Annotated in this window: 11 protein-coding genes and 1 pseudogene; 11 read left to right on the forward strand and 1 reads right to left on the reverse strand. The window is 35.6% G+C overall.

Annotation, left to right across the window (positions count from 1 at the left end; genetic code table 11):
* The first annotated feature begins 388 nt into the window (after positions 1 to 388).
* The 6 genes from ACIQ0C_RS13290 to ACIQ0C_RS13315 all read left to right on the forward strand — a co-directional run bounded on the left by ACIQ0C_RS13290 (position 389) and on the right by ACIQ0C_RS13315 (position 5585).
* Positions 389 to 709: a hypothetical protein gene (locus tag ACIQ0C_RS13290; RefSeq protein WP_403060554.1), complete on the forward strand. Its 321-nt coding sequence runs from the start codon at positions 389 to 391 to the stop codon at positions 707 to 709.
* 281 nt (positions 710 to 990) lie between these two features.
* On the forward strand, positions 991 to 1452 hold the full coding sequence (locus tag ACIQ0C_RS13295) for a hypothetical protein (protein ID WP_402842077.1): 462 nt from the start codon (positions 991 to 993) through the stop codon (positions 1450 to 1452).
* A gap of 898 nt (positions 1453 to 2350) precedes the next feature.
* Complete coding sequence (locus tag ACIQ0C_RS13300) at positions 2351 to 3646, forward strand: IS110 family RNA-guided transposase (protein WP_403060557.1); 1296 nt, start codon at positions 2351 to 2353, stop codon at positions 3644 to 3646.
* A gap of 546 nt (positions 3647 to 4192) precedes the next feature.
* The gene (locus ACIQ0C_RS13305) at positions 4193 to 4516 is read left to right on the forward strand and encodes an ArsR/SmtB family transcription factor (RefSeq protein ID WP_402842074.1); all 324 of its coding nucleotides are present in this window, start codon (positions 4193 to 4195) and stop codon (positions 4514 to 4516) included.
* Positions 4517 to 4518: 2 nt separating this feature from the next.
* Positions 4519 to 4923, forward strand: a complete 405-nt coding sequence (locus ACIQ0C_RS13310; RefSeq protein ID WP_403060560.1) for an SRPBCC family protein — start codon at positions 4519 to 4521, stop codon at positions 4921 to 4923.
* 68 nt (positions 4924 to 4991) lie between these two features.
* Complete coding sequence (locus ACIQ0C_RS13315) at positions 4992 to 5585, forward strand: YdeI/OmpD-associated family protein (protein ID WP_403060563.1); 594 nt, start codon at positions 4992 to 4994, stop codon at positions 5583 to 5585.
* 459 nt (positions 5586 to 6044) lie between these two features.
* Here ACIQ0C_RS13315 and ACIQ0C_RS13320 read toward each other — a convergent pair.
* Positions 6045 to 6869: pseudogene (locus tag ACIQ0C_RS13320) on the reverse strand (Tn3 family transposase); the annotation flags it as partial.
* An 84-nt stretch (positions 6870 to 6953) separates the two neighbouring features.
* Between ACIQ0C_RS13320 and ACIQ0C_RS13325 the strand changes: the two are divergent.
* From ACIQ0C_RS13325 to vanZ-F, 5 genes are all read left to right on the forward strand, one after another.
* Positions 6954 to 7529 carry a recombinase family protein gene (locus tag ACIQ0C_RS13325; protein ID WP_403060566.1) on the forward strand — a complete coding sequence of 192 codons (576 nt, stop codon included), beginning with the start codon at positions 6954 to 6956 and terminating at the stop codon, positions 7527 to 7529.
* Positions 7530 to 7738: 209 nt separating this feature from the next.
* Positions 7739 to 8434 carry a vancomycin resistance response regulator transcription factor, VanR-F/VanR-M family gene (gene vanR / locus ACIQ0C_RS13330; protein ID WP_403060569.1) on the forward strand — a complete coding sequence of 232 codons (696 nt, stop codon included), beginning with the start codon at positions 7739 to 7741 and terminating at the stop codon, positions 8432 to 8434.
* Positions 8427 to 9524, forward strand: coding sequence for a sensor histidine kinase (locus ACIQ0C_RS13335; RefSeq protein ID WP_403060572.1), 1098 nt, complete (start codon positions 8427 to 8429; stop codon positions 9522 to 9524). The genes vanR and ACIQ0C_RS13335 overlap by 8 nt, the downstream gene beginning before the upstream one ends.
* A 117-nt stretch (positions 9525 to 9641) precedes the next feature.
* The gene (gene vanY / locus ACIQ0C_RS13340) at positions 9642 to 10505 is read left to right on the forward strand and encodes a VanY-A/VanY-F/VanY-M family D-Ala-D-Ala carboxypeptidase (RefSeq protein ID WP_403060575.1); all 864 of its coding nucleotides are present in this window, start codon (positions 9642 to 9644) and stop codon (positions 10503 to 10505) included.
* Positions 10506 to 10565: 60 nt separating this feature from the next.
* Positions 10566 to 11186, forward strand: coding sequence for a glycopeptide resistance protein VanZ-F (gene vanZ-F / locus ACIQ0C_RS13345; protein WP_403060578.1), 621 nt, complete (start codon positions 10566 to 10568; stop codon positions 11184 to 11186).
* Positions 11187 to 11250: the final 64 nt, after the last annotated feature.

An 11250-nucleotide genomic window follows, 5' to 3' on the forward strand; every position in this document is an offset into this window, starting at 1 on the left:
TCGTCAAGGGGTTAATGGGTTAGACTCTATTTTTGAGTTTAGATTTTCGTAGTAGATGGTGGCGGCGAGGAGCGCCGCCATAGGAGTTTCTTATGAAAATGGAGGCTGTTTTGACTGAAATGAAAATCCTCGTTTCAAGGATAATCATCTATACCAAAGACTGTAAACCTAGGAAAATAACACCTATCATGTTAATCCAAGGGTATTCTAAAAAAAAAAAAAAAAATCAACCAAAAATTTGTTTTCTAGGTTACAGAATTCCATTTTACGGAAGGAAAGGGTTTATATAGTAAGCAAGTAATCAAAATGTAATGGTTTGTCATTGTAATGCCCTTGATGTTAGGAGTTTATCCATATAAACTTTAGATACTATTGAGGAGTGGTTAAGTTGAAAGAGATAACAATTGACAAATTAATTTTTAAAGATCATTTATCGATGATCGAACAATATTCATTAAAAGATTTCATGTTTAAGTGGCTCGGCAGCCCAGAAGAAGGTTTAGATGATTTTCTTCCACTTACATACACAGATCAAGTTTTTGCAAAAATGGAAACGACATTGGAGACAAAAATCAAGATCCACGGAGATGAAACCTTCAGATATGTCACCATTACGGAAGATAATCAAATTGTAATAGGAGGCTTAGACTCGAATCAAGAGTTAAAGTTTAGAATTGTATCCCTGGAAGATCGTTTGAAAAGCTACTAAAATTGAATCATATTTTCAGATAAATAATTAAGGCCGTTCCTGTTCAGTTAGGAATGGCCTTTTTAAGGTATTTTTATTTATTTCATCACGTTAAGTGCATCATCATAAGGTTGTTAACTGTACTCGAAAGTAATAGAAACCCTTATCTTATGCCAGTTGAGCGAGTAATTCTCCTAAACTGCGATATTTTTGGATTAATTTAACAAAAAATAAACGATTATTGATTTGTCTTAGTGTATTATAGAGTAGTGAAGGCGATTAAACATATGGGGGGAATTGAGATGAGCGAGACGTTGGCAAGTTCAATAAAAACGCTTTTGAAAGAAACATTTGAAGGCCCTGGGAATGAAGGGAGCTATTATACTGAATCAAAACCGAATACCGGGGTTTTTGGTACACTTGATGGTTTAACCGCAGAAGATGCTTCACGTTCCATAAACGGATCGACAATTGCGGCTCACTCTGACCACATACGGTATTATTTATGGGTGATCCGAACGATGATCAGTGGCACAGACTTTGAAAAAGATTGGGACGCAAGCTGGACCATTGCTACTGTTGATGAGGTGAAATGGGCAGAAATCAGAGAGGAATTACATAAAGAATATGTATCTCTTTTCAGAGAAATCGATACAATCGATTTAGGAAAATGGCTGACAAATGTAAATGCGACCATTGCCCACTCGGCATATCATCTTGGAGCGTTACGGCAAATGATAAAAAGCCTTGAAATAGAAAAATAATATAACTGAGGGTTTAAAATTGATTGGAACGTAAGGCACTCTTTTTCCGAGGGCAGTCCGCCCTCGGGCGCTCTTTGTGCCTCTGTTCTTCTTACGATACGCCTTTCCCGCGGGAGTCTGGTACACGCGATCCGATCCACTTTGTTTGAAAAATTCAGTTAAAAACTTTTAGTCTTAGTCGGCAAGAGGGGTTCGAATAATCTCATCCCTAAGTTGAGGGTTTATAAAATCTGATTGTTTATTTCCATTTTATATACTTGAATGAAGTCATTATTGATTCATACTTAATTCGTCCGAATCTCACGCGGTAATTCTTTTCCACTTCAATTCCTTTTGCCTGTCGTTTGGGTTATTTTTTTACTTTCTTGCTCAGCCCATATGAAAGCAGAGTTAATAATTGGACCACCTTAAAATCCCCAGTAACGCCCATACCTCTGAATTTCCGCTATCAAAAAGTGTCTCATTTCCAAGTACCATATTATCTGAGTTCAGATTTCGATTAATACACTTCCATTCTCGAATGAAACCATCATTATCCTACCCAATCCGTCTAGTTAATCAAGAAATAATAATCGCCTTCGCGAATGATTAAAGAACATCCCCTGATACGAAGACCAGTAAAACTCTTTTCCACTTAGCTATCAATGAAGATCTATTTTTGTTCAATTCCAAAATACTCTAAGTTGCCGTTCTGGATTTTGATCTTTTGCTGAAACACTAGCATATCCAATATTCAAAAATAGCAATTAATAATATTGGAATGCACTTTAACTAACAGGGGCAGCATTCCTGTAATAACTGAAAATGAGGTTTGAACGAAAAAAGACCTCTTGATAAGATGAATGTGTCCTGAGCTGGCCAGCTAAAAAGGACAAAAACATCTATCGGAGGCCTCACAATGAATTATAACCAAAATCATAAAATCACTCAAATTACTTCTGAAACCTTAATTGTCGGAGTTGACATCGCCAAGCACAATCATGTCGCAAGAGCACAAGATTTTAGAGGATTGGAACTGGGTAAAACGTGTTTCTTTGAAAATACGAAAGCAGGATTTCATTCGTTTCTAGATTGGATTACCCAACTTGTTAAAGAGTGTAAGCTAAATCAAGTGATTGTAGGCATGGAGCCAACTGGTCATTACTGGTTAAATCTAGCTCACCTTCTAAAAGAGAATAATATTAAGTTCGTATCTGTCAATCCACTACATGTAAAACGAAGTAAAGAATTAGACGATAATTCACCTACAAAGAATGATGTGAAAGATGCAAAAGTCATCGCACAGTTAGTCAAGGACGGAAGATACGCCGAACCAACAATTCCACAAGGAATTTATGCAGAACTCCGAGTGGCAAAAAAACTTCGCGACCTTCTCAACGTTGACTTACAGATCGTTCAGGGTCAAGTTCATAACTGGCTTGATCGTTACTTTCCCGAATTTTTGACGGTGTTCAAAAGTTGGGAAGGCAAGGCAGCTATTCATTTTCTAAAGCTTGAAGCCTTGCCATATGAACTTGTTAAGTATACGGATGAAGAGCTCTTACTTTCCTTAAGACAAGTGGTAAAACGCAGTATAGGCTTAAAGAAGATACGAGCACTTAAAGAAGCAGCCAATCGTTCGATTGGTATTCGTCAAGGGGCAGCTATGGCGAAGTTAGAGTTAAGAGCTTTATTAGAGAAGTATGATTTTATTCAAATGAAATTCGAAGAATTAGATTATCAATTAGATCAGTTATTAGACCATATCCCAGGTGTCACACAGATGTTAGAGGTGTCAGGGATTGGTCGAGATACTGTAGCTGGGTTTTTCGCAGAGGTCGGCGACCTCAGAGACTATCAACATCCTCGCCAAATCGTAAAATTAGCAGGTTTAAGTTTAAAAGAAAACACTTCCGGAAAGCACAAAGGTCAGACCAAGATTACCAAACGGGGACGAAAGAAATTGAGGGCTCTCTTATTCCGGGCAGCCATGATACTGGTGGCAAAGAACAAGGCTTTTAAAGCTCTTCATATATATTACACAACACGTTCTCACAATCCCTTAAAGAAAATGCAATCTCTGATAGCCTTGTGTAACAAGCTTATTCGAATTCTGTTTTCAATCGGTAAAAAACAATTTACGTTTCAAGAAGACAAGATGTTAATGGATATCCCTCATATGGCAACATTTATGGTACATCAAACAGTCGCATAGTTCATCGAATTTTTAAGGTTACAGGGTCATTTAATTAACACTCATTAAAAGTGAAGCACGGATTAGTCGGCAAAGCAACTAACGTGAGGGCTTAGATCCTGTGGGGCAGCATGACCGACATCCACCTCATGGAAAGGTTGAACGAAGGAATGTAGGAGCATCGACTCTGTGAGACATGGGAGGGTTGACCTCCATGAGACATGTGGATATCCTAAAGTGCGATTATAACATTGCTTAAACCAATTTTTTCCTATGATTGGCTAGTTTAGTATACACTTTTTTCGATAAATCCCTACCCTTGAGGAGTGATGCCAAGCTTACAATGATAATGGTTAATGATATGACTATGAAATCCGGTGAATTCTAGAGCAATCGTGAGATTGTGTTTAGTTAATTGAGGGAGTTAGTTGTAAAGGGATTTAAAAATATACTTGATGATAGGAGAATAAAACAAATACCGTGTGTCAATAATAAAATTGACAGGACACCAATCAGTGTCATATAATAAAAGACACCAATTGGTGTCCAATTAAAGGGGGGGTGATTTTGAACGAGAAAAATCAAGAGCGTGATATTTATGTAGCCATCGCTGACCCAACAAGACGTAAATTGCTACGTTTGTTGGCAGACGTGGAAGAATTGCCACTCAATGAGTTGACCGTACATTTTGAAATGGGCCGTACTGCGGTTTCAAAGCATTTGGCAATCCTTAAAGAGGCTGGTCTTGTAATCAGCAGAAAGGTCGGCAGGGAAACGCGTTATCGTCTGAATGCTGCCCCGTTGAGAGAAATTGAGGATTGGGTATCGTTTTACAGGAGATTCTGGAGTGAAAGAATATCACTTTTAAACCAAATATTAGAGGAGGAATAAAAATGAGTTTAACAGTATCACAAGATTTTAATTTTAAGAGCCCGATCGAGAAGGTATGGCTTGCCTTAACGGATGCAAACACTCTTGCGAAATGGGTAATGGCTAATGATATTAAACCTGTCGTCGGACATAAATTTCAGTTTCGGAATGAACAGTGGAATTTAATTATTGATTCCGAAGTTCTTGAAGTGGAGGAGCCTTATAAGTTATCTTACACTTGGGTAGGTGGCGGAATAAACACAACAGTCACATGGACATTAAAGCACGAGGATGGAACAACCTACTTAAATCTCGAACAAAAAGGATTCGAAAAAGAAGATCAAGCGTTCAATGGTGCTAAATATGGTTGGGCGAAAATGGGCGAAGAACTTAATAAAGTGTTAGAGGATGTAAGACCAAACCTCTGATCCTGTTTTTTAGTATTTAGCTAACGTATAGGAAAAATCAAACTGCTCGGAAAGGGGAGTGTACCGTGATGACAAATAGTAGAATGAATCCTAAGGTTGATGAATTTTTAGGTAAAGCAAAAAAGTGGAAGGAAGAATATGAAACGTTAAGAAATATCGTTCTTGACTGTGAGCTGAACGAAGAATTCAAGTGGATGCATCCTTGTTACACGTTTGAGAAAAAAAACATAGTTTTAATACACGGATTTAAAGAATATTGTGCGCTTCTGTTTCACAAAGGTGCCTTGTTACAGGATACCCACGGGATTCTAATCCAACAAACGGAGAATGTACAGGGAGCGCGCCAGATTCGGTTCACCAATGTTCAAGAAATAGTTGCAACGGAATCCATTCTGAAAGCCTATATTCATGAAGCCATTGAAGTTGAAAAAGCCGGTTTGGAAGTGAATTTTAAAAAGAACGAAGAATTCATAATTCCTGAAGAACTTCACAACAAATTCGATGAAATCCCTGCCTTGAAAACTGCTTTTGAAGCATTGACCCCGGGACGCCAAAGAGCATACATCCTTTATTTTTCACAACCCAAACAATCCAAAACTCGAGAGTCAAGAGTCGAAAAAAGTATGCAAAAAATTCTCGATGGAAAGGGATTAAAAGATTAGTATATCGATGAGAAAATAAATGTATCAAGTTTTAAAATATTACCTCAATTTACGTACTCTCGATCTCCCTTTAGGATCGCAGTATCCACTCAAACAACTCATCTAAAATGGAAAACACCAAAAGTGTACCCTTTAGCTTTTTGCGGAAAGGTCCGTTTTTCTTAAACTAATAGGTGCTTATCTTGAATAAGGTTTAGGTAATGTACTTCATCAAAACCACCTTAAAAGTGTTATTCCATTATAGGTACTTTAATGGAGTAACAATAAAGCCCGATTTCTCAATTTTAATACAGAGAAATTGGGCTTTTTATTCTGGAGTTTCGATCTATGAAAATGGCTGGCAATGTAAATGCATAATTGCCAACTCGGCTTATCATCTTGGAGCGTTACGGCAAATGATAAAAAGCCTTGAAATTGAAAATACATTGGCATCGGGTACCGTCAGGGAAAAGCTGAACGCTAAGAAAGTTTCAGTGATCTTAGAGAATCTAATGAGACCACTTTCTCTGAATTAAAATGATATTCTCCTAATAAATTGATATGTTCCCAGCCTAAAGGTGACATATGATGCAATAAGTCTTCATTAAAGCTACCCGCCCGTTTTTGATATTCAACTGCTTTAGTTATCTCCTTTATTCAATCCTTTTTGTATTTTTCTTCTTAATGATTCATCTGAAATATAATTCAAAATAAAGATCGTTTTTTCTATTCGGTCCTTCTCCTGTAAAGCTGTTTTGTCTTGAATAAGAACCTAGTTTCCCCATAAAGGGATGTGAAACTGTTCCTTTCCTTATAGAATGAGCTAATCTCAAAACATCCTCATAATTTTCCTTAATGACCTTTGTATTTATTTGTCCACGTAAAACGGCTTTTAATCGTAAATAATTTCGTGTCCGATAAATCCCTTATTATTGGAGCAAATTTAAATCGTAATAAATGAGTCAGTCCGAAAATTTGGTCTGTGTTACTAGCAGTGTCTGTAATGCTCTTCTATGTATAGATCCGTCTCATGGTGCAATAAACCATCCAAAACATGAATCGCATCCCTTGATTTAGTATGAATAATCTTTGTGTAGTAAGAAGTGAATTGATCACTAGTAAAATGGTAGATGGTCGCTCCTCCATAATGTGGGTTTGCATCTGCATGTAATGATGAAACACCTATTTGCATTCTCATATCATCTGATGAGGATGTTGTACCGTCGCCCCAATAGAAGACAATTGTAATTTATGATAAAAATTTACTAATACGGCTTGGGCTTTATTCATTGCATCTTCATACATACTCTATTGATGCAAGTGTAGTAGACTGATAAAATCAAAGATTAGAGCGTCTCATAAGACTTGTCTCAAAAATGAGGTGATGTTTTGCGGAAAATCGGTTATATTCGTGTCAGTTCGACTAGCCAGAATCCTTCAAGACAATTTCAGCAGCTGAACGAGATCGGAATGGATATTATATATGAAGAGAAAGCTTCAGGAGCAACAAAGGATCGCGAGCAACTTCAAAAAATGTTAGAGGATTTACAGGAAGATGACATCATTTATGTGACAGAATTAACTCGAATCACTCGTAGTACACAAGATCTATTCGAATTAATCCATAACATACGAGTTAAAAAGGCAGGCTTAAAATCACTAAAAGATACATGGCTTGATTTATCAGAAGATAACCCATACAGCCAATTCTTAATTACTGTAATGGCTGGCGTTAACCAATTAGAGCGAGATCTTTTTAGGATGCGACAACGTGAAGGGATTGAATTGGCTAAGAAAGAAGGAAAGTTTAAAGGTCGATTAAAGAAGTACCATAAAAATCACACAGGAATGAATTATGCGGTAAAGCTATATAACGAAGGAAATATGACTGTAAATCAAATTTGTGAAATTACTAATGTATCTAGGGCTTCATTATACAGAAAATTATCAGAAGTGAATAATTAGCCGCTCTATATTCCGATAATGGGCAATATTTTTAAAGAAGAAAAGGAAACAATAGAATATAAATAAAAACTCTAAAAATATTCAACAACTGTCACACTGTTAAAAAACTAACTTTGCGGAACTAACTATCAAAAACTGATGTTTTTTTATGATACAACTTCGTATGGCTTATTGACGATTAATGATAACTTTGTCTAGGAGTGGAATAAATGAAAAATATAACAATATTAATAGCTGATGATGATGTTGAAATTGCTGATTTGGTTGCTATACATTTAGAGAAAGAAGGGTATCGTGTCATTAAGGTATCGGATGGGCAAGAAACCATTGATGTTATCCAGACTCAACCAATTTATTTACTGATTTTGGATATTATGATGCCGAAAATGGATGGATATGAAGTTACACGTCGCATTCGCGAAAAACATAATATGCCCATTATTTTTTTGAGCGCTAAAACGTCTGATTTTGATAAAGTGCAGGGACTCGTGATTGGAGCAGACGATTATATGACGAAACCATTTATACCCATTGAATTGGTAGCTCGGGTAAATGCACAGCTGCGACGCTTTATGAAGTTGAATCAACCTAAAACCAAACAGAACTCAAACTTGGAATTTGGAGGATTAACGATTTCTCCTGAACAACGTACAGTTACTCTATATGGTAAAAATATTGAGTTAACACCGAAAGAGTTTGAAATTTTATATTTATTAGCCAGTAATCCAAATAAAGTTTATAGTGCAGAAGATATTTTTCAAAAGGTATGGAGGGATGCATACTATGAAGGTGGGAATACTGTTATGGTTCATATTCGTACTTTGCGGAAAAAACTTGAAGAGGATAAACGAAAAAACAAATTGATAAAAACTGTATGGGGGGTAGGTTATAAATTCAATGGGTAAAAAACTACGAGGCTTTCGTTCAAAAATGATAATATTGTTAGGTTTAAGCATGTTGTTGTCTAGCACCATAACATATCTACTCTTTAAAGTACTTCAATTGTATTATTATACAAATGTTAGTCATGGAGATACACTAGCTTATTTTCGCAAAATCATGGAAAATATTGGAGACCTTAACGTCTTTTTACTTTTATTTATCACGCTTTCGATATTATTTTTCTTAATACTTACAAAACCCTATTCTGCCTATTTCAATGAGATTTCAAAAGGAATTCATTATCTCGCTCAGGGTGACTTTAAGCATCGAGTTCAAATATTGTCAAATGATGAATTTAGTGATATTGCACAAAGCATTAATCTGGCAAGCGAAAAATTGGAACAAGCCATAGAAAGGGGTGACTTCTCGGAAAGTAGTAAAGAGCAGTTAGTAGTAAATTTGGCTCATGATTTGCGCACACCTCTTACCTCTGTTTTAGGTTATTTAGATTTAATCCTTAAGGATGATAGCTTGACTGAAAATCAGATCAGGCATTATTTAACGATTGCCTTTACCAAATCTCAACGCTTAGAAAGGTTAATTGATGAATTATTCGAAATAACTAGGATGAATTATGGCATGTTACCAATAGAAAAGAAACAAATCGATTTAAGCGAGCTGCTTATTCAATTGAAAGAAGAGTTGTATCCTGTCTTCGAGAAAAACGATTTGATAGCAAGAATGAATATTACTTCCCCTTTATCTATTATGGGAGATGGAGAGTTATTGGCACGTGTATTTGAAAATCTTCTGATTAATGCAAATCGCTATGGGCATGAGGGGCAGTATGTAGATATCAACGGTTATATTGATTCAGAGGAAATAGTTATTCAAGTTATCAATTATGGGGATGCCATTCCTCCAGATGAACTGCCTCATATTTTTGATATGCTTTATACTGGTGACAAAGCACGAACTCATCAAGAAAATAGTACAGGTCTCGGTTTATTCATTGCGAAGAATATTTTAGAGCAACACAATGGGACAATAACTGCCGAAAGTGATTTAATACGCACTATATTTGAAGTCCGATTACCAATGGCGGATTCCTAAGAAGATTAATAATAAAATCCAGGTAAAAATTTAAGAAAAATTTAATATTTACCCCACTTTTTATTTTAAAAGTTTTTCCTATCCTATAAACAAGTTACATCAAGGAGGAGACTAAAAATGAAAAAGTGGGGATTTTTATTGGTTTTTGCATTATTTCTAGTTTTTATTTTTAATATATTACCGATATCCGAAAATAAAGTAGCGGATCAAATATATGAACAAAATGATAATACAGCTACTCAAAATACCCAAAAGATTGAGATTACAGAAGAGCAGATCTATCAAGGGAATCTGCTCTTGGTTAACAGTGAATATGCTGTTCAACAAGCTGGTATAAAATCGGAAATCATAAATTTATTTACACACAAAGAATTAACAACCGGATACCAGTTACTTAATAGTGAAATAAAATTATCAGAAGAAATAGCTGAAAAATTTTCGGAGATGATAGCTACGGCTGAAGAGGATGGGGTTAGTAATTTCTTAATTAGCAGTGGTTATCGAGACTTTGATGTGCAAAACAGACTGTACGAGGAGATGGGGGCTGACTATGCTTTGCCAGCTGGTCATAGCGAACACAATTTAGGATTAGCACTTGATGTAGGGTCTACTCAAATGAAGATGGAAGAAGCACCTGAAGGAAAGTGGGTAGAAGAAAGTTCTTGGAAATACGGCTTTATCTTACGCTATCCCGAGAATAAAACGGATATTACAGGAATTCAATATGAACCATGGCATATTCGCTATGTCGGCTTGCCTCACAGTGCGATTATGCAGGAAATGAATTTAGCTTTGGAAGAATATTTGGATTATTTAAAAGAAGAAAAGAGCATTTCTGTTAGTGTTGAAGGGAAAAAATATACAATTTCATATTATCCCATTTCTCAAAACGAGTCAATTGAATTTGAAGTACCAGCGAATGAACAGTATAAAATATCTGGTAATAATATTGATGGAGTCATTGTGACCACATTTTCTTGAATGAGGTTCTAAAATGATAAAGTCATAGGTTTAAATGTAAAGTTAGGAGACGTATTCTATATGCTTACACTTACAGTTTTGTATACTTATTTTTGTACTATTATTTTTTGTATTGTGTTTCAAATTGGATTTTTATTAAAGGCGCAAAAAAATTTATCTATTAAGCATTTTCTATGGGTGTATGTTTTTCTTTTCTACCTTGCGCTAGTGTATATGGTGACGGGGATAGGAAATAAATGGGTATCGGGAAAATATGGAACATTAATTCGTATAAGTGAAATCAACTTACTTCCATTTTCTTCTGAAGGTATTACTACGTATATTTTAAACATTATTCTGTTTATGCCGTTAGGTTTTTTATTGCCAACTATTTGGCCGCAGTTTAGAACAATTAAAAATACTGCATGTACTGGGTTCTTTTTTTCATTGGCAATTGAGCTAAGTCAATTGCTAAATCATAGGATTACGGATATTGATGATTTACTTATGAACACCCTAGGGGCGATTATTGGGTATTTATTATGTAGGGCTTTATTTAAAATGATATATAAAAGAGGTGAAAAAAAGCTTGATAATACATCTTCTCTAGTAATACAATACGAGGTTATTTTTTATTTAGTTTGCTCGTTTATAGGTATGATATTACTTTATTATCCATTTTTATTTAGAAAAATTATCTAAATGAACATCGTGGGGAAACTCGCCTGTACGGTGTGAAGTGAAGGAAAAACCGGCGATTACGTCA

This window comes from Peribacillus sp. NPDC096448, assembly GCF_044762675.1.
GTDB lineage: Bacteria > Bacillota > Bacilli > Bacillales > DSM-1321 > Peribacillus > Peribacillus frigoritolerans_B.

What these genes read in the sequence shown, in the direction of transcription:
- ACIQ0C_RS13300 (WP_403060557.1), top strand. Translation starts at nt 2,351, where the DNA reads ATGAATTATAACCAAAATCATAAAATCACTCAAATTACTTCTGAAACC.
- vanR (WP_403060569.1), top strand. Translation starts at nt 7,739, where the DNA reads ATGAAAAATATAACAATATTAATAGCTGATGATGATGTTGAAATTGCT.
- ACIQ0C_RS13295 (WP_402842077.1), top strand. Translation starts at nt 991, where the DNA reads ATGAGCGAGACGTTGGCAAGTTCAATAAAAACGCTTTTGAAAGAAACA.
- ACIQ0C_RS13335 (WP_403060572.1), top strand. Translation starts at nt 8,427, where the DNA reads ATGGGTAAAAAACTACGAGGCTTTCGTTCAAAAATGATAATATTGTTA.
- vanZ-F (WP_403060578.1), top strand. Translation starts at nt 10,566, where the DNA reads ATGCTTACACTTACAGTTTTGTATACTTATTTTTGTACTATTATTTTT.
- vanY (WP_403060575.1), top strand. Translation starts at nt 9,642, where the DNA reads ATGAAAAAGTGGGGATTTTTATTGGTTTTTGCATTATTTCTAGTTTTT.
- ACIQ0C_RS13315 (WP_403060563.1), top strand. Translation starts at nt 4,992, where the DNA reads ATGACAAATAGTAGAATGAATCCTAAGGTTGATGAATTTTTAGGTAAA.
- ACIQ0C_RS13310 (WP_403060560.1), top strand. Translation starts at nt 4,519, where the DNA reads ATGAGTTTAACAGTATCACAAGATTTTAATTTTAAGAGCCCGATCGAG.